This window comes from Actinomadura fibrosa, from assembly GCF_900659615.1.
Classification (GTDB): Bacteria; Actinomycetota; Actinomycetes; order Streptosporangiales; family Streptosporangiaceae; genus Spirillospora; species Spirillospora fibrosa.
Map to the genome: position 1 here is coordinate 1 of NZ_CAACUY010000011.1, position 26,158 is coordinate 26,158.

Genomic DNA, 26,158 nt, shown 5'->3' on the forward strand with positions numbered 1-26,158 from the left:
CCGGCGGCGCCGCCGCGGGCATCGCCGGAGGCATGGCCGTCGGCGCGATGGGCGACGCGGCCGTCGGCGCGGCGGGCTTCGCGCAGAACGTCGCCGGATACGCCGCGGGCGTCCCCGTGGACGCGTTCGGCAACGCCGTCGCCGGCTACGCCGGGCAGGTCGCGGGCAACGTGGCGGGCAACGTCGTCGCGGACGCGGCCGGCGGCGTGCTCGGGGACGTGGCGGGCGACGTGGCCGGGGAGATCGCGGGCGGCGCCGCGGAGATCCTCGGCGGCCTCCTCGGCGGGCTGTTCGGCTGACCGGTCCGCCGCACCGGAACGGCAGGAAAATGCCGGGCCATTCGGACGTTATCCGCCGCCCTCTCGGCCAATCCGGCCCGGCATGGTTAAGGTCGGAAGCGCAGACCGCCTCCCGAGGAGCCACATGACCACCGTCATCCTGGTCCTGCTGTGCCTTGCGATCGCCGGCCGCGAGCTGTACCTGGCGTCCGACAAACGGCTCCCCCAAGCCCAGGCGGAACTGCGGCAGCTGCGCAGCCAGGTCGCCGAGCTGTCCAAGCGGCACGAGGCGCTCAGGGCCGAGGTCGCCGCCGCCGCGAGCGAGCCGTCCGGCATCCCCATCCCGCAGCCGCAGCCGCCCGCGCAGCCGGACGGCGTGCCCGTCCAGGCCCTCGACCGGCTGGAGGCCGTCGGCGGCAAGGTGGAGCGGCTGGAGAAGGAGATCGGCGAGATGACCGCCGAGCTGGCCGGGCTCGACCTCGAACGGAACGCCCAGCGCGCCCTCGCCCGCTCGCTCGACGCCGTCGAGCAGGACGTCACCGAGCTGCACCGCGAGATGCTCGACCGCCTCGACCGCGAGGAGGGCGTCGTCACCGGCGTCCTGCTGAGCGAGGAGGGCGAGGCCGAGGCGCTGCTCGCGGAGGCCTACGAGCGCTGCGCCGCCGAGTACGGGCTCCGCGTCCGCGTCCGCGACCAGCGCTCCGCCCGGACGGCGAACGGCTCCTACTGGGGCACGGTCTACTACCTGTCGGGACGGCGCCAGGAGGCCCTCGCGGAGGAGCTGTTCTCCTACGTCCGCGGCCTCTACGACCCGCAGGACCCGTCCGCCGTGAGCGCGCTGCTGACCGAGCTCGCGAACCTGCGCGGCGGCGGCGTCGCCCGGTTCGGGCCGTTCACCGCCGTCCGCACGTCCACCTCGCTGATCTGCGGACTGCTCCCGGACGCCGACGAGCGGCTCGTGCCGTCCGAACCGTGGGAGCTCGCGGCCCATCTCCGCGAGCTCCCCGACGAGCACCAGTGCGACCTGTCCTGGCTGCGCTCCGAGGACTGACGAGCGCCTTAGGGCACGGTCAGGGGCGGACGAACCGCGGCGTGGCCGTGTCCGCCCGGTCCACGCCGAACGCCAGCAGGCATCGCGGCGCGCGCTCCGCGTCGAGTTGCAGGCACAGGCCGAGGCCCAGCTCGGGGTCGACGAGCACGACCCGCCGCAGGGCCCGCAGCGCGCGCCGGGCGCGGGCGCGGGTCTCCGGGCGCGCCGGCTCGTGCAGCGTCGCCGTGACCACGCGCCCGGCGTAGCGCCACAGCGCCGCCGAGTCGAGCACGCGCACGCCCGCCGACGCCAGCGTCGCGACGATCACGACGCCGCTGTCGCCGTCCTCGCCCACCCCGGCCTGCGGAATCGGCAGGGCGCCCTCCCCCGGCAGGTCGCGCGGCGCGAGCGGCCCGCCCACGGCCCGGTGGTAGCGCAGCGGATCGAGCGTGTCGATCACGAACGCCCCCGCGTACGGCCTGGACGCGCGCGGCGGCACCGAACGCGCCCGCAGCGGACGCGACACGCTCCGCGCGTCCAGGTGCGCGCTGAGATCGAAGACCATCCCGGCGTCGTCCAGCCACGCGGGCAGGCCGAGCCTTGCGGCGGCCTTCCGGTCCAGCGGGTCCATGGTGCGCCAGAGCTCGTCCGTCCGCCGCGCGAGCGTCGAGGCCATCCCCAGGCCGGGGAACGCCCCCTCCAGGACGGCCAGCGTCGCACGCCAGGTGGAGCTGCCCACGAACTCGGCGACGAACGCGTCCGCCATGGCCTTGCGGCGCTCGGGGTCCGCCATGGGCCCGGGCCTGGGCGGCGGCGGTTCCGCCGAAAGCCCGTTCCCCGGAGGGTGCGGACTCCACGGCTCCTGCCGTTCGTACCGGTCCTGGCTGTCCTGCTGGTCTCGTTGCTCCGGCCGGTCCTGCCGCCCGCCCGGGGGTTCGGCGGCCAGTGCCTTGCGCGGCACGAACGGCTCGTCCACCGGAACCGCACTCGCGGGATCAGGCGTGGTGACCCCCGGGTCCGGGACGGTGTCCGCCGGATCGAACGCCGCGCCGCCCGGCTCGGCTCCCCCGGTCGGCGGAACCGGGTCGCTGGGCGTCGGCTCCGGCTCGGCGGCCATGCCGAGCGGATCGTCGGCCCGCTGGTGCCGTCCGGGCGAGGACGGACGCGACGGCAGCCAGGCAGGCCGCCGCACCCCCTCCTCCGGCGGCTCCCCGAACGACCGCGGCTCCGGGGCCGGCCCCGGCGGGTCCGACAGCGGATCGACGGCCTGTTCCTTCGGCGGCTCCTCACGCGGAGGCGGCGTCCCGTAGGACGACGTCCCATAGGCGGACGACGACCCATACGACGACGCCCCGGAGCCGAAGGACTCGGACGGACGCTCCGGCGACGGCGCCGAGTCGCCCGCAGGAGGCGGCTCGTACGACTGCGGCTCGTACGACTGCTCCGACCGCGACGGCTGCCCCGTAGCGAACCCGCCGTACGAACCGAACCCCTCAGGCGGCTGCGCAGGCGGCGACGACTCCCCGAACGACGACCCCCCGTACGGCTCACCCGACGGGGAGGTCCCATAAGGCTCACCAGACGGCGACGTCCCGTACGAGCCACCAGACGGAGCCGCTCCATACGGCTCACCGGACGGCGAGGTCCCATACGGTTCGCCGGACGGAGGCGCCCCGGACGACTCGCCAGGCGGCGTTGTCCCGTAGGGGGTGCCGGGCGGGGGCGTTTCATAGGACGTGCCCGAGGCGGGTGGCTCGTACGCCTGATCCTGAGGCTGCCACTGCGGTGTTTTGGGGGGTTGCGCGGCCTCGGAGTAGGGCGTCCAGGCGGCGGACGGCGAGGGGGGCTCTGAGCCGCTCTCCGGGGCGGGACGCGGGTCGGGGCGCTGGGTCGCCTGGACGTGCACCCAGTCGGACGCGGCCGGTGCCGCGTCGTTCTCGGGCGGCTGGGGTTCGGGCGGTTCGGTGGGGGGTGGTTCGGCGGGGGGCGGTCCGGCGGCGGTGGCGGCCCCGGAGGCTCCGGCGACGTGGACGTCGCCGGGGTAGGGGCCTGGACGCGGCCGGGTGGGTGCGTCCTTCGGGGCCGGAGGTCCGGGCTCCGGGGAGCCGGAATCCTCGGGTTCAGGGCTGGAGCGGTCGCGCGGGCCGAATCTCACGTTCCCGATCCTGCGTCCAAACAAGATCATCGGCAAGGCGAACGGCGATCATCGTCCGTGGCTGGGGGTGCCGAAGAGGGCGGCGCAGAGCGCCTCGAAGCCGCCGGGGCCGTCGGCGGCGGCGCGGACGGTGAGGACGGGCTCGCCGGACGCGTCGAGGCGCAGCCGCACCGGGACCTCGCGGCGCATCGGGTCCTCGGCGCCCTGAGCGGCGGCGATGTCGTGCAGGCCGACGGAGACCGTCTCCGGGAGGTCCACGGCGACGGGGAGGCCGCCGGTGCGGAGCGCCTCCAGCCACAGGTCGAGGAGGCGGCGGGCGAGGCCGTTGAGGAGGCGGCCCCACGGTTCCACGAGGGCGGGCGGGACGTTCTCCGTCTGGAGTTCGGGCAGGCCGAACCGGGCCAGGCCCTTCGTGGTGAACCAGAAGCCGTTCGGGCGGGAGGTGTGCGGGAGCAGCATCCAGTCGGTGAGCCGGATGGTGTTGTCGGGGCCGGGGAGGGAGCGGCGGAGCCTGGCCTGGTCGAGGACCTGCGGGGTGAACACGTCGATGACGGGCGCGGACAGCGCGGCGCCGACGGCCCCGGCGATCGCGCGGGCCGCCCACTCGTGCGCGGGCGGCCAGCCGGGCCGGTAGGTGGCGCGCACCGCCAGCAGGTGCGACGCCGCGGAGATCGACGCGAGGTCGCCGGACGGCGCGCCGTAGGCGGCGAGGAGCCCGGCGGGCAGCGGCGGGAACCCGGACGCCGGACGCTGGTCGAGGGTGACCATCGGGCTGTCGAGCATGCCGAGCACGAGGCCGCGCAGCGGCGGTTCGACCCGCCGGGTGACCTCCTCGCGGGCCAGCTCGCCCGGGTCCGCGATCGGGGCGGCGCAGGCGACCGCGTAGGTGCCGTACAGCGTCTCCGGGACCGGCAGCGTCAGATCCTCACCCAACTCGTCCCCCGGGGCTCGATACGTGTCGACACCCTCGATCTGAACGGAGGAGGCGTTGGAAAGAATCTGTCGCAGGGGGGACAGTTACCTCCCACGTCCGCGAGCAAGGCTTGCGACCACCGGATCAGCGGTGCCCGGGCCTCACCGCGCGGACGCGCGGGGCAGCGTGTGCTCGAACCAGACCACCTTCCCGTGCTCGGTGCGGTGGGTGCCCCAGCGCTCGGCGAGGTGGCTGACGAGCTGGAGGCCGCGTCCCGATTCGTCGGTGGCCTCCGCGTGGCGGAGGTGCGGCAGTTCCTGGCCGTCGTCGTAGACCTCGCCGAGCAGGGTGTCGCCCCTGATCAGCCGGAGGCCGATGAGGCCGGCGCCGTGCACGAGGGCGTTGGTGACGAGCTCGCTGACGAGCAGCTCGACGGTGTCGGTGACGCCGTCGAGGCCCCAGTCGGCGAGCCTGGCGGCGACCTCCGCGCGCGCCTCCGGGACCATGCTCGGCTCGGGGTCGAGCTCCCAGGAGGCGACGTCGCCGGCGGGGATGCCGTCGAGGCCGACGACCACGATCGCGACGTCGTCGGCGGGCGGGCTGCTTCCGAGCCCGTCGAGGAGGGCGTCGCAGGTGCCGTCGAGGGGACGCGAGACGCCGGCGAGCCGGACGCGCATCTCCTCCAGGCCCTGGTCGATGTCGCGGTCGCGGCGTTCGAGCAGGCCGTCGGTGCACAGGACGAGCTGCGCCCCGTCCTCGACGGCCAGCTCCGTCGTCTCGAACGGCTCGCCGCCGACGCCGATCGGGACGCCCGCCGGGACGGTCAGCACGCGGGAGTCGCCGTCCGGCGCGATCAGCACCGGCGGGACGTGCCCGGCGTTCGCGAAGTGGCAGGTGCGGGCGATCGGGTCGTACACCGCGTACAGGCAGGTGGCGAGGTAGCCCTCGCCGAGCCGGCGGGCGAGGCCGTCGAGCTGGCGGAGCAGCCGGTCGGGCCGCATGTCCTCGGCGGCGAGGGTGCGGACCGCGGTGCGCAGCTGGCCCATGATCGCGGCGGACGTCAGGCCGTGGCCCATGACGTCGCCGACCACGATGCCGAGCCGGCAGCCGGGCAGCGGGATGGCGTCGAACCAGTCGCCGCCGACCTGGGCGGCCTGCCCGGCGGGGCGGTAGCGGTAGCGGACGCGGGCGCCCGCGACCTCCGGCGGGTCGTCGGGGAGCATGCTGCGCTGGAGCTCCTGGGCGACCTGGACCTCCCGCCGGTAGAGCCGCCCGTTGTCGATGCACAGCGCCGCGCGGCGCCCCAGCTCGTCGATCATCGCGAGGTCGAGCCCGTCGAAGCCGGGCCGGTCGGGCTTGCGCAGCAGCTTGAACGTGCCGAGCACCCGGCCCCGCGCGATGAGCGGGACGACCAGCAGCGCCCGGCCGGCGAACAGGGCGCGGAGGTCCCGTCCGCAGGAGGCCGAGAGCTGCTCGGCGCGCTCGGCGGTGACCCGCGGGATGTGGACGGTGCGGCCCGTCCTCATCGCCTGGACGAACGGGGTGCGCTCGGAGAGCGACAGCTTCTCGTCCTCGGGGACGACGTCCTCCCACGACCCGGGCTCGTCGTTGTGGACGACGGCGACGCGGCGCATGAGCGTGGTCGCGTCGACGACGGCGGCGGGCGGCGCGGAGTCGGCGACGACGCCTTCGAGCAGCTCGACGGCGGCGAGGTCGGCCAGCCGCGGCACGAGCACCTCGGCGAGCGTCCGGGCGGCCTGAAGGTGGTCGAGCGAACTCCCGATCTGCTGTCCGGCTTCGCCGAGGAAGGACAGGGGCTCCCTCACGGCCATCGTCTCCAATACCTGCTCAGGGCGCGGATCGGACCCGCCGGGCGGGCGCCCGGAGGTATCGGCGGACGCGTTCCCGGCGAACGCGCCGCCGGGGAAGGCGACGTCGGAGAAGACGGCGTCAGGGAACACGGCCCCACCGCCCGCGCCGCCGGGAAGCGCGGAAACGGTGAACGCGACGTCACCCCCGACCGCCGCGACATCGTCAAGGGCCACGAACTCGCCCGCAGCCGCGGAGCCTCCGGCCAGCACGACATCACGGCAGGGCACGGCACCACCGGCAGTCGCGAGACCGCCGACGATCGCGGAGCCGCCGGCCGGCGCGGTGTTGCCCGCCAGGACGGCATCGCCAGTGCGCGCGGCGGCGCCTGCCACGAGGGCGTCGGTGGTGAGCGCGGTGCGGCCTGCGGGTACGAGATCGTCGCGGTGCGGGACGACGGGTAGGCGGATGCGCAGGCTCAGCGCGATGGCGGGGCAGCCGAGGTCGAGGACTCGCGCGGTGATCGGACCGGTCGACGCCAGCTCGGGGGGCAGCAGGTCGGTGAGGAGCCGGGCCAGTGCCCGGGGCGCCGGGGCCGGATCGCCCGGGACGCCGAAACCGTCGGGGTCGTCGGGGTCGTCGATGGCGCATGGCGGCGCGAGGGCGGGTTCGACTCGCAGGAGCCGTACCCCGGCGCCGCGGCGTGCCTCGCCGTCCGGGCGGGCGACGAGCGCGTCGCCCAGCATGAGGCCCGGGCCGTCCTCGCGGAGGGCGCGCATGTCGGCGGCGAGCGCGAGGACCCGGACGCCGCCGTCCCCGGCGAGGTCCTCGGGGCCGCCGAGACGGCCGATGGGGTAGACCCACCAGCCGATCTCGGCGAGTTCGCCGGTGTCGGCGCGGGGGACGCGGCAGACGTCGCACCAGACGTGCCCGAACGCCTCGGGCTCGAAGGAGCCGCGGTACTCCTGGGGGAGCCGCAGGACGCAGGCGACGGGGCGGCCGATGGCCTGGGACGGGGCGATGCCGAACAGGTCGGCCGCGGCGTCGTTCCAGTGGCCGACGCGTCCCTGGCCGTTCAGGGTGACGGCCGCCAGCCGCGCCACGCCGAGGAGGTGCTGCCCCAGGAAGAGCGGGGTGTGCGTGTCGGCACCGGACGCGCCGGGCGCGGCTCCGGCCGCGGCGCCGGGCGCGGCATCGGCCGCGACACCAAGGGATGGTGCGCCCGATGGCGGCGCGCCCTCCGCGACCGGTGGCGGTTCGTCTCTGGCAGTGCTCACGCGGACCCCTCCCCCGAGGCGATGTCGCTCGGACCGATCCGACAACCCGCGGTGAAGGGGACGTTACCTCGCGTGATGATCGCACGCTGGGGATCTGCCGGAAATCCTCTGGGAGCGCTCACGCGCGGGCCGGACGGGCGGCGGAAACAGGCACATCGGCCACCCCGGCGCCAACCCCTTTGGACGGTCCAGGAGTGGCCAGGACCGTGACGAGCCCGCGTGGCCCCCCACTCGCGAACCCGCCGTGCCGCCCGCCACGGCGGGTGCACTCAGCCTCGACGCGGCCGCCCGCGCCGATCGGACACCGGCGGCACGGTCACCACGAACTGGCCGAATCCGGCAAATGACGCTGATGCCACATTGACACCCCTCGTCCCTCGGCAGACGATCACGCAACCCCCGTTGTGATCCAGGCCAGGGAGGCGCGATGAGGCGCACGCCGTTCGGGCGCGGCAGAGGCCGTCGCAGGAGACTCGCACACCGACTCACCCCCGTCGTGGCCGCCGCGGCGCTCCTGATCGGAACGGTCGCGGCCGCGCCGGCGGGCGCGACCCCGAAGGCGCCCGCGCCGGGCGGCGCCGTCGACGTCTACAGCGGCGAGCTGACCACCGACCAGGTGACGCTGCTGAACCGGTCCGGCGTGGACCGAGAGGACGTCGCCTTCGGCAAGGGCAAGGGCGACCTCGTGCACGTCGAGGCGGTCCTGAACACCAGCGAGGTCGCCGCCCTCACCAAGCAGGGCCTGCGGCTGACCCTGAAGAAGACCGGCGGCAAGGACCTCAAGGCGCGCACCGCGGCGGCGCCCACGGTGTTCCGCCCGTACAGCGGCGCCGGGAACATCCACGAGGAGCTCCTGCGGGTCGCCGCCGACCATCCGTCCATCGCCAAGGCCGTCGACATCGGCACGAGCATCCAGGGCAAGCCGATCACCGCGGTGCGGGTCAGCAAGGGCGTGGCGACGCTCCGGGACCGCACCCGGCCCGTCGTGATCTACCAGGCGACGCAGCACGCGCGCGAGTGGATCACTCCGGAGATGGTGCGGCGGCTGCTGCACCACTACGTCGAGGGCTACGGCACCGACCCCGAGCTCACCAGGATCGTCGACACGACGGACCTGTGGTTCATCCCCGTCGTGAACGTGGACGGCTACGACCTCACGTTCCAGGACGGGTTCCGGCTCTGGCGCAAGAACGCGCACGACAACAACGGCGACGGCCGGATCACCGCGGGCGACGGCGTGGACCTCAACCGCAACTTCACCTACAAGTGGGGCTACGACAACGAGGGCTCGTCGCCGAACCCGGCGGGCGAGACCTACCGCGGCACCGCGGCGGCGTCCGAACCGGAGACGAAGGCGCAGATCGCGCTCTACCGGCGGCTCCGCCCCACCTACCTGATCAACTACCACTCGGCGGCCGAGCTGCTGCTGCACGGCGTCGGGTGGCAGGCGCTCACCCGCAGCCCCGACGACGTGATCCACGACGCGCTGCTCGGCGACATCGACCACTCCGCGGTGCCCGGGTACACGCCCGAGCTGGGCGCCCAGCTCTACACGACCAACGGCGACACCGACGGCGAGGCCGACAACAAGCACGGCGCCCTGTCGATCACGCCGGAGATGGCGACCTGCGTGACCGCGGCGAACACGTTCCCGGACGACGCGTGGGAGCCCGGCGACTGCGGCAGCATCTTCGAGTTCCCGGACGACGAGCGGCTGATCGCCAACGAGTTCCGCAAGAACCTGCCGTTCGCGCTGTCGGTCGGCAAGTCCGCGCACACCCCCGACAACCCCGTCTCGGCCGTCGGGCGCACCGCCGCCGACTTCGAGCCGGACGCGTTCGCCACGTCCTACGGGTCCACGCAGGAGGCGGCCTCCTACATCCGCCGTTCGCTGCGCGGCAAGGAGCTCAACTACCGGATCAACGGCGGGCGGGTCCGCCACGCGGACGTCCGCGAATGGCGCGGCGGCGAGCGGTACGGCGACGAGAACCACCTCTACTACGGCGAGTACCGCGGCAAGGTCAGGGGGCAGCGGCCCGGTGACAGGGTCGAGGTCTGGTTCACCGGGTCCAAGGGGCGGACGCGGGTCGAGAGCAGGCACTTCACCTACACCGTCCGCGACCAGGGCAGGGCGGACGTCCTGGTGGTCGCCGACGAGGACTACAAGGGCGTCAACCCGACCTACCCGGCCGGGACGAACGCGCCCAGGTACGGGCAGCAGTACGCCGACCTCGTCAAGGCGGCCGGGCACCGGGCCCTCGTCTGGGACATCGACAAGGACGGCGTCCCGCACGACCTCGGCGTGCTGAAGCACTTCAAGGCCGTCGTCTGGTACCTGGGCGACAACCGCCTCACCCAGGACGCGGCGGACGACCCCGTCCGGACCTACCTCGGCAACGCCCCGGACTCGCAGGTGGCCGACCGGGCGAAGGACCTGGTGCTGTCCGTCCGCTCGTACCTCAACGAGGGCGGGAAGCTGCTCCACACCGGTGAGACGACCGGCTACAACGGTCCGCTGTCCCGGCTGAACGGCGGCGGGATCTACTTCGGGCTGAAGGGCCATCCGGAGCGCCCGTGCGTGGTCAGCGGCAACTTCCGCGACGACTGCGAGCTGCTGTCGGACGACTTCTTCCAGTACTACCTGGGCGCCTACGACCGGCAGCGGGTGGGCGCGCCGACCCGGTTCACCGGGGCGGGCAGGCCGTTCGACGGCGTCAACGCGTCCCTGAGCGGCACCGCCTCCAACCCGCTGAACGAGGCGGGCGGGTTCCAGGTGACCTCCACGGTCCTGCCGAAGGCGACGTTCCCGCAGTTCGACAGCTGGAAGGCCGGCGACTACCAGGGCGCCGCGGCGCCCACCGAGCCGATCGAGGGCCAGTGGTACGTGGCGGGCCCGCACCAGGACGCCCTGTACCGGCGGCTGACCCGGACCGTCGACCTGTCCTCGGTCACGGCCGCGCAGGCCCCGGCCCTCCAGGCGCAGCTGTCCTACAGCACCGAGACGGGCTTCGACAACGTGATCCTCGAAGCGCACACCGTCGGAGCCGACGACTGGACGACCCTGCCCGACAAGGGCGGGCGGACCACCACCGCCGTACCGACCGAGTGCGAGCAGGGTTACCTCCTCGCCATGCACCCCTTCCTGACGCACTACCTCACGGGCGGGAACCCCTGCCGGAACACCGGGTCGTCCGGCCAGTGGAACGCCCTGACGGGCAACTCCAACGGCTGGGTGCCCGTGAGCTACGACCTGTCGGCCTACGCGGGCAAGCGGGTCGAGGTGTCGATCAGCTACGTGAGCGACCCCGGCACCGGCGGGACCGGGCTGTTCATCGACGACACCAAGGTCACCACGACCGGCGGGCAGATCGACGCGGAGGGCTTCGAGACCGGGCTCGGCCCCTGGGCCGTCCAGGGCGCCCCGGCCGGGAGCCCCGGCAACGCCTCGGAGTACGTCCGATCCCAGGCGCTGATCGACTCCGTCTCGTCGGTCGCCACCCGGGACACCGTCCTGCTCGGCTTCGGCGTCGAGCAGGCGGCGACGCCGGCCGAGCAGCGGACCCTGGTCGCCAGGGCCCTGAAGCACCTGCTCGGCTGACCTGAAGGGAGCGGAAAGCTCCCGCAAGCGGAAGGCCCCGGCTGCCTCCACCGGCCGGGGCCTTCATCATGCGTCCGCCGGCCCGGGTGCCCGTGCCTCGAACCCGGCACCGGTCCGGCACGTGTACGTGTCACCAGGGGGCCACGACTTGGGGATCTGTTGGTGATGTGATTGACGCCACGCAACCTTTAGACCGTTCCCATACGTCTTACTTGACGGGAACACCACTGACGAGTGGCAGCGCCTGATCGGGGAGGCCCGCGACGTCCCGGGCCGCCGGGGTGCGCTCCGGCGCCGCCGACCCGCGCGATCCTCTCGGCCCCACGTATCGCGAGGCCGAGTCCCTCATGATGCCGGCGCTCCTCCGGGAGCGGCGCGATGCCGCGGAACGCCTTCCGCCCCACCGCACCCCGAAGGCCGGCTCCGAACCCGTCGGGAACGGTGGCACGTACCACTGGCACGGGGGGCGGTTCGTCCGCCCGGTCCGCGCGCGCCCCCGAACGCGCGCCAGAAGACAGGCCCGTCACGGGTCCTGACATACGGGGAGCGATGATGACCGCCGCAACGAGGCCCGTCGGCCGGAACGCCGGCGACACGAGAAGCACCGGCACGGCGAAGGTCGGCGCCGGGAGCGCCCGCCGGGCGGGGAGCGCCGAGCGCTACGAGCGCGACGTGCTCCCGCTCGCCGACCCGCTGTACGCCAGCGCCGTGCGGATGACCCGCAACCCCGCCGACGCCGAGGACCTGGTGCAGGAGACGCTGGCCAAGGCCTACGTCAACTTCCACCAGTTCCAGGAGGGCACGAACCTCAAGGCGTGGCTGCACCGGATCCTCACCAACAACTTCATCAACACCTACCGCAAGAAGCAGCGGGAGCCCCAGCGCGCCGGCTCCGAGGAGCTGGAGGAGTGGCAGATCGCCCAGGCCGAGTCCAGCTCGGAGGGGTTCAGGTCCGCCGAGGCCGAGGCCCTGGACCGCATCCCCGACTCCGGCGTCGTGGACGCGCTGCGGGCCCTGCCGAAGGAGTTCCGGGACGCGGTGTACCTCGCCGACGTCGAGGGCTACGCCTACAAGGAGATCGCCGAGATGATGGGTACCCCCATCGGCACGGTGATGTCCCGGCTGCACCGGGGCCGCAAGCAGCTCCGCGAGGCGCTCGCCGACCACCGCCGGTCCCACGTCCTGGCCGCCTGAGCCGGCGTCCCGGTCCTGAAGCCGATCCCGCGGTTACCCCGTGACCGCGGGATCGCTGTTCTCTCCCCGGCCACCCGCGCGCCGAGGATCGCGGCTCCCTTTCCCAGCACTTGACGTGGCGGCTCGGCTACCCTGAGCGACCGTTCGTTCCGATCGCCGGGAGTGTTCCATGCCGCACCTCGCCGCCAGAGCCCTCGCGGGCACCGCGCTCGCCGCCGGGGCCTTCACGGGCGCCGCCCTGCCGGGCACCGCGTCCGCCGAGCCCGCGGCCGCGTCCGCCCAACCGGCGCCCGGGACGTCGCTGCGCCTCACCCTCACCTATCCGGGACGTAACACTTCCGGGACGCGGAGTGTGACTCTTCAGTGCGCGCCGACCGGCGGGAGCCATCCGAGCGCCGCGCGCGCCTGCGCCGAGCTCGCCGCCTCGCACGGCGCGATCGACCGCTCGCCCGACGGCCGGATCTGCCTCGCCGTCTACGCGCCGGTGGTCGCCCGGGCCGAGGGAAGGCTGCGCGGTGCGCCCGTCTCGTTCCGCACCCGGTACGGGAACGACTGCGTGATGCGATCGCGCACCGGATCGGTCTTCGACTTCTGACCTGCGGCGGCTCGTCCCGGTGGACCAATCCGATCATCCCGGTCCGCGCGAACCCGCGTTCCCGCCCGCATAGACGCCCATGTCGTGGGTAAGGCGCGCTCACGGGCCGCGCGGGCCGCCGGCGAATCGGGAGGATGAGCACGCGATGCCACGACGGGTGAGCGACGTCATGACCTCGGCCCCACAGACCCTTCCGCTGGACGCGACGCTGTACGAGGCGGCGCGGATCATGCGCGACGAGGGCATCGGGAACGTCCTGGTCACCTACGCGGGACGGCTGTGCGGGGTGGTCACCGATCGCGACATCGTCGTCCGCGCGGTCGCCGAGAGCCGGGACACGACGCTCACCCCGCTCGGCGACGTGTGCACGGCCGAGCTGACCACGGTGCGTCCCGAGGACGACACCGCGACCGCGGCGCGGCTGATGAGCGAGCAGGCCGTCCGGCGGCTGCCGGTGGTCGACGCCATGCACCGCCCGGTCGGCATCGTGAGCCTCGGGGACCTGGCGGTGTCGGGCGGCGGCGGCGGGCCGCTGCCCGCGATCAGCAAGGCCCCGCCGAACAACTGAGGCGGGACGAGCGGCGACGGGTCTGGGGCGGTCGGTGAGCAGGATGGACGGGCAGCACGGCGGCAGGAAGGCGGGCGCGGCGTCGCTCCGCGCGTACCGGCAGGTCGTCGCGCAGGATAACGTCGGAAGCGTGACGCCGACCGAAACGGTCCTGACCGACCAGCTCGCGCTGGAGATCGCCCGGCTGGGCGTGGTCGGGGAGTCCTCCGACGTGGGCACCCTGCACCGGATCACCGAGCTCGCCTCCCGCGCGGTGCCGGGCTGCGCGGGCGCGGCGAGCGTCCGCTGGGCGCTGCCGAAGACGCCCGGGGTCGATCCGGGAACGGTCCCGGGCCTGCCGCCGGACTCCGCCCGGGACTCCCTGCCCGCGGCGATGGAGGCGGACATGATCGCCGACATCGACGCGGACGCGGAGCGGCCCGAGCCGCTGGCGGCCGCGGCCAGCCATCCCGACCTCGCCGAGGTGACCGACCGGCAGCTGTCCCGCGGCAGCGGCCCGATCTTCGACGTGGTGCTCGACCGCAGGCCGCTGGGCTCGGAGGACATCCTCGCCGAGACGCGCTGGCCCGACGCGATGGCCGACATGCTGCGCCGGGGCGTCCGGTGCTTCACGACGACCCCGCACCTGAACCCGCCCGTCCTCGTGACGCTGACGCTGTACGGGGTGACGCCGAAGGCGCTCGGGCCCGGCCAGCACGGGCTCGCGTCGCTGCTGCTGGCGCAGGGCAGTGCGGCGGTGTCGAACTCGCAGCAGTACGATGATGTGCATCGGACCGCGGTACAGCTCCAGGAGGCGGTCGAGGCCCGCGCCATCGTCGACCAGGCCAAGGGCATCCTGATGCACGCGCTCGGCTGCGACGCCGACGAGGCCTTCGCCGAGATGCGTCGCATCTCACAGACGCGGCATGTCAAGCTGACCGCGCTGGCCCAGCGCATCGTCGGTGACCAGGGACTCTCTTAGGTCACGAACGGGGACGCGCGCGCGGAACCGGAATAGGCTGCGCACAGCGGCCCCACAAGATCGCGGGTATGTCCGGCCGGGGGGCATGGGCCGTTCCGGACCGACCGCACTTCGCGGACACTTTGAGGGAGACATGCACGATCAGCCCGACCAGCTCGAACCGGAGACCCTGCTCAGGGAGATCTCCGACCTCGAGGGGCGCATCGGCGAGCTGCGCCAGGCCGCCGGCATGCCCGCGCCCGACCTGCGGGCCACCCTGGACGCCGCGCTGGTCGAGCTCGAATTCGCGCTGACGGCGCTGCGGACGATGGGCGCCGAGCAGAGCATCGAGCCGGGCGCGTCGAACGCGGCGGAGAACGAGCGGCGCGTCCTGCGCACCGTGTTCCAGGACGCGCCCGTCCCGCTGTTCCTGCTGGACCGCAACACCAGCGTCCGCCGGGTCAACCGGCAGGCCGCCGCGCTGCTCGCCACGTCCTCCGGGTACGTGTCGGGCAAGCAGTTCACGGCGTTCTGCGACCTGGCGACGCGGGCGGCGGTGCGCTCGCAGCTCGCGGCGGTCGTCCGGACGGGGCGGCGGCGCCGCGTCCAGGTCCGCTTCCTCGGCCGGGACCATCCGATCGACGCGGTGGTGACGCTCGCCCGGGTCTGGATCCGCGGCGAGCCCGACCCGATGGTCGTGGTGGCCGCCGGCCCCACGAACACCCCGGTCGAGGACGCCGCGGCGGCCGGCCGGAAGGGATCGGCGAAGCCGGCCCGCGCGCCCCAGGCCGCGCCGGCGGGGTCGGGCGACAACGAGACCGTCGCGACGATCGTCCACCGGATGGACGTCCTCGCCACGGCGAGCGAGCTGCTGCTGGACGAGCCCGTCTTCAACGAGACCGTCGCCGTCCGGCGGTGCGCCCGGCTGCTGGCCGCGGAGCTGGCCGACTGGGCGTTCATCGACCTCACCGGGCCGAACGACGGCGCGAAGCCGGGCGGTCCGGGCGGCCCGCACGGGCCGGGCGCGGCGCCGGCGCTGCGCCGCCAGGTCGTCATGGGCCCCGAGGACGAGCACTCCGTCGAGGCCATGGGCATGCTGGAGCGGGTCGAGCCGGCGCCGGGGACGCTGTCGCACACCGTGTTCGTCACCCGGCAGAGCGCGCTGCGCCCGCACATCGAGAACCTCGACGTGCTCGGGATCTGCCCGGACGGCCAGCCGGTCTGCGGCAAGATCGGCGCGACGTCGGTGCTGTGCGTGCCGGTGGAGGACGGCGACCGCTGCATCGGCACGATCACGCTCGCGGCCAGCGGCGAGTACGGCCCGTTCGACCTGATGGACCTCGGCGTCGTGCAGCGGCTCGGCCGCTACCTGGCGCTGGTGATCCGCGCGGCCCGGCTGTACCGGCGCCGCGCCGAGGTGGCCGAGACGCTCCAGGCGGGGCTGCTGCCGAAGGCGCTGCCGTCGATCCCCGGCGTGAGCGTCGCGGCGCGGTACATGACGGCGACGCGGGGCGCGGAGGTCGGCGGCGACTTCTACGACGTGTTCCGCATCCAGAACGAGGGCTGGGGCCTCGTGCTCGGCGACGTGTGCGGCAAGGGCGAGGACGCCGCGGCCGTCACCGCGGCCGCCCGGCACTGCGTCCGGCTGGCGTCGCGGTGGAAGTCCCGTCCCGCGGAGATCCTCGCGATGGTCAACGAGGCGCTGCTCGACGAGGACCGGTTCGTCACCGCGGTCATGGCCGGCCTGGAGCTGGAGACCGAGCGGGTCACGGTCTCGCTCAGCACCGCCGGGCATCCGCCCGCCCTCGTGATCCGCGCCGACGGCGTGATCAGGTCGGCGTCGCGGGGCGGCGTGCCGCTCGGCCTGTTCGAGGACTTCGAGGCCGGGCTCGACACCATCGACCTCGGCGTCGGCGACACCCTCGTCCTGCACTCGGACGGGGTGCTGGAGGCCTGCGACCTCCAGCGCCAGGAGTTCGGGCAGGAGCGGCTGCTGGAGACGCTCGCCGCCCACGCGTCCGAACCGCTGGAGACCATGCTCGGCGCCGTGGAGCAGACGCTGCTGAGCTTCTGCGACGGCGACCTCCGCGACGACGTCTCGATCCTCGCGCTGCGCGTGGACGAGGCGACCCTCGACTGAAGCGTCCGGGAACGCCCGGTTCGCCGGATATTCGCAGGGTAAAAGCGGATCATGAGCGTTGATCCCGCCGCGAAGCCCCGGAACGAGACCGAGCACGAGCGCCTCGATCGGCAGCTGATGGAGCTGCTCCAGGGGTTCCGGGTGGCGGTCACCGGCGTGCAGGTGCTGTTCGCGTTCCTGCTCACCGTCCCCTACGCCGCCGGGTTCAAGGACGTCGACGACTCCGGCAGGGCCCTGTTCTACGTCGCCCTGTTCGGGGCCGCGCTCGCCTCGATCTGCTTCATCGCGCCGGTGTTCCAGCACCGGATCCTCTTCCAGCAGGGGCAGAAGAAGCTGCTCATCCGGCGCGCCAACCGGTTCGGCATCACCGCGGCGTTCGCGCTGGCGATCTCGATCACTGCGGCCACCACCCTGATCATCGAGACGATGGCCACCGAGACGGCCGCCGTCATCGTCGCGGTGGTCGTGGCGCTGCTGTGCTCCTGGGCGTGGTTCGTCCAGCCCTACCTGTCCCGGATCAAGGCGAACGGCCGCGCGAAGGACGGGGAGATCCTCTGACCCGTCCGACCGCGCGGCCGCCGATGCGAACCGTTCCGGCTCAGTACGCCTTGCCGAAGATCACGCGCTTGCCGTAGGCGGACGGCTCGCCGCACCGCACGCAGGTGCCGGTCTCCGCAGGCGCGTCCGCCGCGATGACACGGGGCGTCGCCGCGGTCTCGGCCTTGATCTCGTCCTCGCAGGACGTGCGGCCGCAGTGGAAGGCGCGGGCCCAGCCGCCCGACACCTGCGCGCCGAACGCGTCCCAGGAGTCGACGACGGCGGTGTGCTCCTCGCGGAACGCCTCCGCGCGCGCCAGCAGGAACGACTGGAAGTCGGCGAGGATGCCGGGCAGCAGCTCCGGCACCTTCTCCAGCGGGATCTGCTCCTTGCCCTGCCCCTCCACGGTCGGGAGCCGCCGGACGAGGGTCGCGACGCCGCCCTCGATGTCGCGCTTGCCGAGCTCGATCCGGACGGGGACGCCGCGCATCTCCCACTCGTTGAACTTGAAGCCCGGCGAGAGCTGCGGGCGGTTGTCGTCCACGTGGACGCGGATGCCCATCGACTTGATCGCGGCGCCCAGTCGGCGGGCCTCCGCGGCGGCCTGCTCGCCCTGCTCCTTGCGCCCGATCGGGACGATCACGACCTGGTAGGGCGCCAGCCGCGGCGGCAGCACCAGGCCCTTGTCGTCGCCGTGCGTCATGATCACGCCGCCGATCATGCGGGTGCTCATGCCCCAGGACGTGGTGTGGGCGAGCGTGAGCTTGCCGTCCTCGTCCTGGTACTGGATCTCGAACGCCTTCGCGAAGTTCGTGCCGAGGTAGTGCGAGGTGCCGGACTGGAGGGCCCGGCCGTCCCGCATCATGCCCTCGATCGTGTACGTGCGGACGGCCCCGGCGAACCGCTCGCCGGGCGTCTTCTCCCCCGCGACCACGGGGATCGCCGCGAGCTCGCGCGCCACGCCCGCGTAGGCGTCCAGCGCCCACATGGTCTCGCGCATCGCGTCGTCCTCGTCGACGTGGGCGGTGTGGCCCTCCTGCCAGAGGAACTCGGTGGTGCGCAGGAACATCCGGGGCCGCATCTCCCAGCGGACCACGTTCGCCCACTGGTTCAGCAGCAGCGGCAGGTCGCGGTGCGAGTCGATCCACTTGGCCATGTACTCGCCGATGACGGTCTCGGAGGTCGGCCGCACGACCAGCGGCTCCTCCAGCTCCTTGCCGCCCGCGATCGTGACGACCGCGAGCTCCGGGGAGAAGCCCTCGACGTGCTCGGCCTCGCGCTTGAGGTAGGACTCCGGGATGAACATCGGGAAGCAGGCGTTGTCGTGCCCCGCGTCCTTGATCCGCCGGTCCAGGTCGGCCTGGAGCAGCTCCCACACCCGGTAGCCGTACGGGCGGATGACCATCGTGCCGCGCACCGGACCGCGGTCGACGAGCTGCGCCTTGACGACGAGCTCGTTGTACCAGGCGGAGAAATCCTCGCTCTGCGGCGTCACACCTTCTCGACTCACGGCACTCAGAGTACTGACTGGCGGCGCGTCACATCGACGCATTAGCCGCTGAGCCGCTCCATGAGCCGCTCCGTGAGGCGCCCGCCGGGCCGCTCGCCGGGCACGCGCCCGGGCCGCTGTTAGGCTCGCCCGATGCGCTGGTCCCAGCTGTTCGTGCCCACACTCCGGGACGATCCGGCCGAAGCGGACGCCCCGAGCCACCGCCTCCTGCTCCGCGCCGGCTACGTGCGGCAGCTCGCCACCGGTCACTACTCGCTGCTGCCGCTCGCGGTCCGCGTCCGGGCGAGGATCATCGGGATCGTCCGGGCGGAGATGGAGCGGATCGGGGCGCAGGAGATGCTGCTCCCGGCGCTGCACCCGGCCGAGCCGTGGCGGCGCTCGGGCCGCTGGGAGCTGATGGGCCGGGAGATGTTCCGGCTCCGCGACCGCCGCGGCGCCGACCTCGCGCTCGGCATGACGCACGAGGAGATCTTCGCGACCGTCGCCCGCGAGCTCGGCTCCTGCCGGCGGCTGCCGCAGCAGTGGTACCAGTTCCAGACCAAGTTCCGGGACGAGCCGCGCCCCAAGGGCGGCCTGCTGCGCACGCGCGAGTTCACGATGAAGGACGCCTACAGCTTCGACCTCGACCGCGCGGGCCTGGACGCGTCCTACGCGACCTACCACGGCGCCTACACGCGGATCTTCGAGCGGCTCGGCGTCCCCGCGCTGCCGGTCGAGGCGTCCAGCGGCACGATGGGCGGCTCCGACTCCACCGAGTTCATGTGCCCGGCCGACGCCGGCGAGGACCTCGTCGTCCGCTGCCCGGCCTGCGGCTACGCCGCCAACGTCGAGCGGGCCACGTCCCGCCTCCCCGCGGTGTCCGACGGTCCCGGGCTCCCGGCGCCCGAGCGGTTCGACACCCCCGGCGTCCGCACCATCGACGACCTCCGCGCCTACGGAGCGCCTCCGGAACGGCAGATCAAGACCCTCGTGTACGTGGTGGACGGCACGCAGACGCTCGTCCTGCTGCGCGGCGACCACGCTTTCAGCGAGGAGAAGCTCGCGGTCGCGACGGGCGCGGCCGACCTGCGGCCCGCGCATCCCGACGAGATCCGCGACGCGCTCGGCGCCTCCCCCGGCAGCCTCGGCGCGGTCGGCGTCACCGGCCCGCCCGTGTACGCGGACGAGGCGCTGCGCGGCCGCCGGGCCATGTTCACCGGCGCGAACACCGACGGCGTCCACCTGCGCGGCGTGGACGTCGACCGCGACATCGCCGCCGGGACCTGGGCCGACCTGCGCGAGGCCGCGGCGGGCGAGCCCTGCCCCCGCTGCGGCGGGCCGCTGCTGGTCGAGCGCGCCATCGAGGTCGGCCACATCTTCAAGCTCGGCGACCGGTACGCGCGGGCCCTCGGCGCCGAGGTCCTCGCCCCGGACGGCGGCCGCGTCCCGGTCGTCATGGGCAGCTACGGGATCGGCGTGGAACGGGCGATGGCCGCGATCGTCGAGGTCCACCACGACGACCGCGGGATCGTCTGGCCGCTCGCCGTGGCCCCGTTCCAGGTCGCCGTCGTGGCCGTCCAGCCGGACGACGCGGACGTCGCCAAGGCCGCCGAGGACGTCTACGCGGCCCTGGCCGCGCGCGGCGCCGACGTCGTGATCGACGACCGTCCCGAGCGGGCCGGGGTCAAGTTCCGCGACGTCGAGCTGACCGGCATCCCGTTCCGGGTCACGGTCGGGCGCCGCGGCCTCGCCGAGGGCACCGTCGAGGTCACGCCCCGCGCCACGGGCACGACCGTCACGATTCCCCTGGACGCCGTCGTCCCGCACGTCAGCGGGTTGATCGGCCTGTGAGCGGGCGCGGGCGGAAATTGGATTGACGGGTCCGCCGGGTCTTCCGGAGACTCGACGGCGGAGCCCGGACGTCCCGGCGCGGTACGTCACGGATGTCGCGGAAATTAGGGGGAAGCGCCGTGGGGCACGTGGAGGTCGGCCATGTCGGCCATGCGCTGCCGGACGGCCGCGTCCTGCTCGACGACGTCTCGTTCCGGGTCGGCGACGGCGTCACGGCCGCCCTCGTCGGCCCGAACGGCGCCGGGAAGACCACCCTGCTCCGCTTGATCGCGGGAGATCTCGCCCCGCAGGAGGGCACCGTCGCGCACAGCGGCGGGCTCGGCGTGATGCGGCAGTTCGTCGGCAACGTCCGGGACGAGTCGTCCGTCCACGACCTGCTGCTGTCCACCGCGCCGCCCCGCGTCCGCGAGGCCGCCGCGGCCGTCGAGGCCGCCGAGCTCGCGATGATGGAGCGCGACGACGAGCCGACCCAGCTCCGGTACGCGAACGCGCTGGCCGGATGGGGCGACGCGGGCGGCTACGAGACCGAGGTCCTCTGGGACGCGTGCTGCGTCGCCGCGCTCGGCGTCCCCTACGACTCCTGCCGCTGGCGGGAGGTCCGGACCCTGTCGGGCGGCGAGCAGAAACGGCTCGTCCTGGAGGCGCTGCTCCGCGGACCCGACCAGGTCCTCCTGCTCGACGAGCCCGACAACTACCTGGACGTGCCGGGCAAGCGGTGGCTGGAGGAGCGGCTCCGCGAGACGTCCAAGACGGTCCTGCTCGTGTCACACGACCGCGAGCTGCTCGACCGCGCCGCCGACCGCATCATCACCGTCGAGGCCGGACGGGTGTGGGTGCACGGCGGCCGCTTCGCCACCTACGCCGCCGCGCGCCGCGACCGCAACGAGCGCCTGGAGGAGCTGCGCCGCCGCTGGGACGAGGAGCACGCCAAGCTGAAGCAGCTCGTCAACACGCTGAAGAACAAGGCGGCCTACAACGACGGGCTGGCGTCCCGCTACCAGGCGGCGCAGACCCGGCTCCGCAAGTTCGAGGAGGCCGGGCCGCCGGAGGTCCCGCCGCGCGACCAGAGCCTGAAGATGCGGCTGCGCGGCGGCCGCACCGGCAAGCGCGCCGTGATCTGCGAGGGGCTGGAGCTGACCGGCCTGATGCGGCCGTTCGACGCGGAGGTCTGGTACGGCGAGCGCGTCGCGGTCCTGGGGTCCAATGGCTCCGGCAAGTCGCACTTCCTGCGACTCCTCGCCGCCGTCGCCGAGACGCTGCCGCGCGGCGCCGTCCCGGTCGAGCCCGTCGCGCACACCGGCACCGCCCGGCTCGGCGCCCGCGTCGTCCCCGGGCTGTTCGCGCAGACCCACGCCCGTCCCGACCTCGCCGGACGCACCCCCTGCGAGATCGTCATGACCGAGCACGCGCGGCTGCGGAACGACGCCATGAACGCGCTCGCCCGCTACGAGCTCCAGCACTGCGCGGAGCAGCCGTTCGAGACGCTGTCGGGCGGTCAGCAGGCCCGCCTCCAGATCCTGCTGCTGGAACTGGGCGGCGCGACCCTCCTGCTGCTGGACGAGCCGACCGACAACCTCGACCTCGCCAGCGCCGAAGCCCTCCAGGAGGGGCTGGAGTCCTACGAGGGCACCGTCCTCGCGGTCACGCACGACCGCTGGTTCGCGCGGTCCTTCGACCGGTTCCTCGTGTTCCGCTCCGACGGCATCGTCGACGCCGCCTCCGAGCCCGTCTGGGACGAGACCCGCGTCGCCCGTCCCCGCTGAGGTTTTCCTCGTTCAGCTTCGTGTCATCGTCCGGCCGGGACCGCTTACCATGATCGACTTCCGGCGGGCCTACGGTCCTCCGGGAGTCGGGCAGGGGAGATGAGCGAGCTATGCGGAGAACCGCGCTGGCGGCGGCCGTCCTGGTCGGCGGCCTCGGATTCCAGGCGCCACCGGCGTGGGCGGACCCGGCGCACCCGGCGGGCGCCGGTCCGCGGTTCGCCGTCCCGGGATACCAGACCGCCGTCCCCGGCGAGTCGGTCGAGGCCGGGCGCGTCGACCGGGTCGTCGCCCCCGGCATCGTCCGGACGACGTTCGACACCTTCGGCCGCTCCGGCTGGACGCGCGCGCACGTCCTCAACGCAGCCCTTGGCGGGAAGGTCCGCGCCGGGCTCCTCGGCGGCAAGGTCACCGAGACGCGGAAGCTGTCCGAGGCGGCGGACCGCGAGGGCGCCGTCGCCGGCATCAACGGCGACTTCTACGACATCAACGAGACCAACGCCGCCATCGGCCCCGAGATCAAGGACGGCGTCCCGCGCAAGGGCACCGACCAGCGGTCCACCGTCGCCACGATCGGCGAGGACGGCGCCGCGCGGCTGGCGGACGTCCTGCTGGAGGGCAAGGTCACGCTCGCCGGCGCCGTCCACAAGATCAACGCGCTCAACGCCGCGACCGCCGCCGCGGACGGCATCACCGTCTACACCGACCAGTGGGGACCCGGCCTCCGCACGCTCGGCGCGGCCACCGGCCCCTACACCGAGCTCGTCGTGTCCGGCAGCAAGGTCACGGCGGTCCATGGCGAACTGACCACCACGCCCGTCCCCGACGGCGGACTCGTGATCGTCGGACGCGGCACGGCCGCGGCCACGCTCGCCGCAGCCGCCAAGCCGGGCGACGCCGCCTCCCTCGACTTCGGCCTCCGCACTGAAGTCACTTCTCGGGCGAAAGCCCCGGGGGTCCGGGGGTCCGCCCCCGGGAGAGACACTGACTCCCCCGTCAAGCCGCGGACGGCGCTCGGCAGCAACGCGGTCCTCGTCCGCGACGGCAAGGCCATCGACCTGCCGCCGTCCACCGGCAACGACGCGCTCAAGCCCCGCACCGCGATCGGCTGGGCGGAGGGCGGCAAGCGGCTCCTCCTCGTCACCGTCGACGGCTCCGCCAACTTCTCCGCCGGGGTCACCTACGACGACATGGCCCTGCTCATGGCGCGGCTCGGCGCCCACGAGGCGTTCATGCTGGACGGCGGCGGCTCGTCCGACCTCGTCGCCCGCACCCCCGGCGACCGCGGCGTCAGCGTCGTCAACACCCCGTCCGACGGGTCCGAGCGCCCCATCCCGAACGGCGTCGGCCTGTTCACCGCCAAGGGCTCCGGCACCCTCCAGGGCCTCGACGTCCGGCTCGGCGCCGCCCGCGCGTTCCCCGGCCTCACCGTGGACGCCACCGCCGCCGGACACGACGAGACCTACGCCGCCGTCGACGTGCCCGCCCGCGCGGTCACCTGGAACGCCGGGCGCGTCGGCACCGTCCGCGACGGCGTCCTCCGCGCCACCCGGCCCGGCACGGCGGACGTCACCGCCCGCGTCCGGTCCGTCTCCGCCCGCTCCGCCTCCGGTCGCTCCGCCTCCGGTCGCGCCTCGCTGCGCGTCCTCGGCCCGCTGCGCTCGATGGCGTTCGGCACCCCCACCCTGACCCTGGACGCCGGAGGCTCGTCCACCGTCCGTGTCACCGGCCGCGACGCCGAAGGCTTCACCGCCCCCATCGCGCCGCGCGACCTGTCCCTGTCCTACGACTCGTCCGTGCTGGACGTCGCCCCGCAACCCGACGGCACCCTCAAGGTGACCGGGAAGGCCGGCGCCGACGGCACCGCCACCGACCTCACCGCCACCGTCCAGGGACACACCGCCAAACTGCCGGTCTCGGTCGGCCTCCAGCGCAAGCCCCTCGCCGAGTTCGGCTCCGGCGAGACCTGGGTGGCGTCCGCCGCTCGCGGCACCGCCTCCGTCGCCACCGTCGACGGCTCCGGACGGCCCGGCGCCCCCGACGGCAACCAGGCGCTCAAGCTGAGCTACGACTTCACCGGGACGTCCGGCACGTCCGCCGGATACGCCACCATCAAGCCCGACCCCATCACCCTGCCCGCCGGGACCAGGCGCATCGGCCTCTGGGTCAACGGCGACGGCAAGAGGCACTGGCTCCGCGCGACGCTCCGCTCCCAGGGCACCACCAACGTCCCGTTCACCTTCGCGCAGACCGTCGACTGGACCGGCTGGCGCTGGGTCGAAGGCACCCTCCCCGACGGCTTCTCCGACCCCGTCACCCTGCTCAACATCTACATCGTCGAGACGTCCAACGCCGCCAAGGACTCCGGCGAACTCGGCTTCGACGCGCTCACCGCCCTCGTCGGCCGGGACACCTCCGACACGTCCGCTCCCGAAGCCGACCCCTTCGTGCTCCAGCAGGAGACCATCGGGCGAGGCCGCTCCCGCTTCGCCGTCCTTTCCGACCTGCACGTCAGCGCGTCCGGCGGCGCCTCCTCCTTCGCCGCCAAGCAGGCGAAACAGGCGCTCTCCGAGGCCGTCGCCGCCAAACCGGACTTCATCGTCATCAACGGCGACTTCGTCGACACCAACACCCCGGCCGACTTCACCTTCGCCGAATCCCTGCTGAAGGAGACCGTTCCCGCGTCCATTCCCGTCCACTGGGTGCCCGGCAACCACGAGTCCGGCGCCACCGCCACAGGGACGCTCACCAACTTCACCCAGGTCACCGGGCGCCCCACCCACGAGACCTTCGACCACGACGGAACCCGCTACATCACCCTCAACACCACCCTCGGCGGGCTGCGCACCTCGGACTGGTCCCAGGTACCCGCCTTCAAGGACGCCCTGGACAAGGCGTCCCGCGACCGATCCGTCCGATCCGTGGTCGTCTTCCTCCACCATCCCCTGCGCGACCCGTCCGGCGCCGGAGCCTCCCAGTTCTCCGACCAGCTCGAAGCCGGACTCGTCGAACGCTGGCTCACCGGCTTCCGCGAAACCTCCGGCAAGCCCATCGCCCTCTTCACCGGCCACGCCCACACCGCCTACGCCGGACGCGCCGACGGCGTCCTCGAAGTCAACACCCCCGCCGTCGGCAAGACCCCCTACAGCTCACCCGAGAAGGGCGGCTTCTTCGGCTGGATGCTCGTCGGAGCCTCTCCCCGGCCGGGTCTCGTGCTGCCGGGCCGTCCCAACCCCCGGACGCTCGACTGGCTCGTCGCCCGCTCCAACCCGGTGATCGACCGCATCACCCCGTCCGTCCCCGCCACTCTGGCCGTCGGCGCCTCGGCCTCGGTGAGCGCCACCGGCACCAGCAGCGGCTTCGGCCTCACTTTCCCGCTCCGCTACCCCGCCAGCGTCACCTGGACCGGCGGCCGCGGACTCGCCATCGCCACATCCGCCGCCCAGGCCCGGAAGCTCGCCTTGGTTCCTGGAGTGATCGCCGTCCTGGACGTCTCGACCGGACATCTCACCGCCGTCCGACCCGGCTCCACGTCCTTGACCGTCACTTCTGGCTCCCAGTCCGCCAGCGTGCCCTTGACAGTCACGCGATAACCGCTCGTTTCCCGTCCCTGCTGGCTTGGCCTTTGTTCTCCGCTCCTTCTGCCTGGCCTCTTCCTTGCTGCTTTCTTGCTGGCTGATCTCCTGTTTTTCTCGTTTTTGTGTGATTGCTGCCAGTGGACAGTTGCGCCGACCCCTTTCCGCCGTGCGCGAATCGCCCAGTCCCTGTGATCATTGCTGTCACGTTGCTTGCTGTAGCCGGTTTTGGATGGGTGTCTCGCTGACGGTCTGTGCACCCCGCGGCATCCGCCCGTCACCCGATCACCTCCCTCCATCTACCAGCGCAACCAACGTGACCTTCGCTGGCAGCGTGCGGCGGGGCCGCGCCGACCCGCAGGGGCCACCGCAACCACCCACCTACATCAGCCACGCTTTATCGAGAGAAGATCACCCCAGCCCGAGCAGTGCAAAAAAGGCGCACCAAC

At 73.4% G+C, this 26,158-nt stretch carries 16 protein-coding genes; 12 read left to right on the plus strand and 4 right to left on the minus strand.

From position 1 onward, the window contains the following. Both E1300_RS06645 and E1300_RS06650 read left to right on the plus strand, forming a co-directional pair. A partial coding sequence (locus E1300_RS06645; RefSeq protein ID WP_370784475.1) for a hypothetical protein occupies nucleotides 1-299 on the plus strand: 299 nt, incomplete at its 5' end. 124 nt (nucleotides 300-423) lie between these two features. Beyond that, nucleotides 424-1,329, plus strand: a complete 906-nt coding sequence (locus E1300_RS06650) for a hypothetical protein (RefSeq protein ID WP_131755994.1) — start codon at nucleotides 424-426, stop codon at nucleotides 1,327-1,329. Between the two features lie 19 nt (nucleotides 1,330-1,348). Here the strand turns inward: E1300_RS06650 and E1300_RS06655 are convergent, their stop codons facing one another. The 3 genes from E1300_RS06655 to E1300_RS06665 form a co-directional block, all read right to left on the minus strand. Further along, a complete protein-coding gene (locus E1300_RS06655; RefSeq protein ID WP_131755995.1) occupies nucleotides 1,349-3,463 on the minus strand; it encodes a hypothetical protein in 2,115 nt (704 codons plus the stop codon). A 48-nt stretch (nucleotides 3,464-3,511) separates the two neighbouring features. Continuing rightward, nucleotides 3,512-4,396: a hypothetical protein gene (locus tag E1300_RS06660; protein ID WP_242618975.1), complete on the minus strand. Its 885-nt coding sequence runs from the start codon at nucleotides 4,394-4,396 to the stop codon at nucleotides 3,512-3,514. Nucleotides 4,397-4,537: 141 nt separating this feature from the next. Next, on the minus strand, nucleotides 4,538-7,462 hold the full coding sequence (locus E1300_RS06665) for a SpoIIE family protein phosphatase (RefSeq protein ID WP_131755996.1): 2,925 nt from the start codon (nucleotides 7,460-7,462) through the stop codon (nucleotides 4,538-4,540). Nucleotides 7,463-7,958: 496 nt separating this feature from the next. Here E1300_RS06665 and E1300_RS06670 point away from each other — a divergent pair, with 496 nt between their 5' ends. The 7 genes from E1300_RS06670 to E1300_RS06700 all read left to right on the plus strand — a co-directional run bounded on the left by E1300_RS06670 (nucleotide 7,959) and on the right by E1300_RS06700 (nucleotide 17,055). Next, complete coding sequence (locus E1300_RS06670; protein WP_207399523.1) at nucleotides 7,959-11,060, plus strand: M14 family metallopeptidase; 3,102 nt, start codon at nucleotides 7,959-7,961, stop codon at nucleotides 11,058-11,060. A gap of 552 nt (nucleotides 11,061-11,612) precedes the next feature. Continuing rightward, the gene (locus E1300_RS06675) at nucleotides 11,613-12,254 is read left to right on the plus strand and encodes a sigma-70 family RNA polymerase sigma factor (protein ID WP_131755998.1); all 642 of its coding nucleotides are present in this window, start codon (nucleotides 11,613-11,615) and stop codon (nucleotides 12,252-12,254) included. Between the two features lie 169 nt (nucleotides 12,255-12,423). Beyond that, nucleotides 12,424-12,849 (plus strand): SSI family serine proteinase inhibitor, encoded by a 426-nt coding sequence (locus E1300_RS06680; RefSeq protein ID WP_131755999.1) that lies wholly within the window; start codon nucleotides 12,424-12,426, stop codon nucleotides 12,847-12,849. 145 nt (nucleotides 12,850-12,994) lie between these two features. After that, nucleotides 12,995-13,417, plus strand: coding sequence for a CBS domain-containing protein (locus E1300_RS06685; RefSeq protein ID WP_131756000.1), 423 nt, complete (start codon nucleotides 12,995-12,997; stop codon nucleotides 13,415-13,417). Between the two features lie 130 nt (nucleotides 13,418-13,547). Continuing rightward, nucleotides 13,548-14,378 (plus strand): ANTAR domain-containing response regulator, encoded by an 831-nt coding sequence (locus E1300_RS06690; protein WP_242618976.1) that lies wholly within the window; start codon nucleotides 13,548-13,550, stop codon nucleotides 14,376-14,378. A 133-nt stretch (nucleotides 14,379-14,511) separates the two neighbouring features. Further along, on the plus strand, nucleotides 14,512-16,497 hold the full coding sequence (locus E1300_RS06695; protein ID WP_131756001.1) for a SpoIIE family protein phosphatase: 1,986 nt from the start codon (nucleotides 14,512-14,514) through the stop codon (nucleotides 16,495-16,497). Nucleotides 16,498-16,548: 51 nt separating this feature from the next. After that, nucleotides 16,549-17,055, plus strand: a complete 507-nt coding sequence (locus E1300_RS06700) for a DUF6328 family protein (protein WP_131756002.1) — start codon at nucleotides 16,549-16,551, stop codon at nucleotides 17,053-17,055. Nucleotides 17,056-17,095: 40 nt separating this feature from the next. Here the strand turns inward: E1300_RS06700 and proS are convergent, their stop codons facing one another. Continuing rightward, the gene (gene proS / locus E1300_RS06705) at nucleotides 17,096-18,544 is read right to left on the minus strand and encodes a proline--tRNA ligase (protein ID WP_242618977.1); all 1,449 of its coding nucleotides are present in this window, start codon (nucleotides 18,542-18,544) and stop codon (nucleotides 17,096-17,098) included. Nucleotides 18,545-18,676: 132 nt separating this feature from the next. Between proS and E1300_RS06710 the strand changes: the two genes are divergently transcribed. From E1300_RS06710 to E1300_RS53325, 3 genes are all read left to right on the plus strand, one after another. After that, nucleotides 18,677-20,374 (plus strand): proline--tRNA ligase, encoded by a 1,698-nt coding sequence (locus tag E1300_RS06710; protein WP_131756003.1) that lies wholly within the window; start codon nucleotides 18,677-18,679, stop codon nucleotides 20,372-20,374. Between the two features lie 119 nt (nucleotides 20,375-20,493). Next, nucleotides 20,494-22,137 (plus strand): ABC-F family ATP-binding cassette domain-containing protein, encoded by a 1,644-nt coding sequence (locus tag E1300_RS06715; protein ID WP_131756004.1) that lies wholly within the window; start codon nucleotides 20,494-20,496, stop codon nucleotides 22,135-22,137. Between the two features lie 110 nt (nucleotides 22,138-22,247). Beyond that, nucleotides 22,248-25,727 (plus strand): phosphodiester glycosidase family protein, encoded by a 3,480-nt coding sequence (locus tag E1300_RS53325; RefSeq protein WP_131756005.1) that lies wholly within the window; start codon nucleotides 22,248-22,250, stop codon nucleotides 25,725-25,727. Nucleotides 25,728-26,158: the final 431 nt, after the last annotated feature.

Bases quoted from the DNA above. Each gene is read 5' to 3' on its own strand.
- E1300_RS06700 (WP_131756002.1), top strand. From the start codon at position 16,549: ATGAGCGTTGATCCCGCCGCGAAGCCCCGGAACGAGACCGAGCACGAG.
- E1300_RS06710 (WP_131756003.1), top strand. From the start codon at position 18,677: ATGCGCTGGTCCCAGCTGTTCGTGCCCACACTCCGGGACGATCCGGCC.
- E1300_RS06650 (WP_131755994.1), top strand. From the start codon at position 424: ATGACCACCGTCATCCTGGTCCTGCTGTGCCTTGCGATCGCCGGCCGC.
- E1300_RS53325 (WP_131756005.1), top strand. From the start codon at position 22,248: ATGCGGAGAACCGCGCTGGCGGCGGCCGTCCTGGTCGGCGGCCTCGGA.
- E1300_RS06685 (WP_131756000.1), top strand. From the start codon at position 12,995: ATGCCACGACGGGTGAGCGACGTCATGACCTCGGCCCCACAGACCCTT.
- E1300_RS06695 (WP_131756001.1), top strand. From the start codon at position 14,512: ATGCACGATCAGCCCGACCAGCTCGAACCGGAGACCCTGCTCAGGGAG.
- E1300_RS06675 (WP_131755998.1), top strand. From the start codon at position 11,613: ATGACCGCCGCAACGAGGCCCGTCGGCCGGAACGCCGGCGACACGAGA.
- E1300_RS06680 (WP_131755999.1), top strand. From the start codon at position 12,424: ATGCCGCACCTCGCCGCCAGAGCCCTCGCGGGCACCGCGCTCGCCGCC.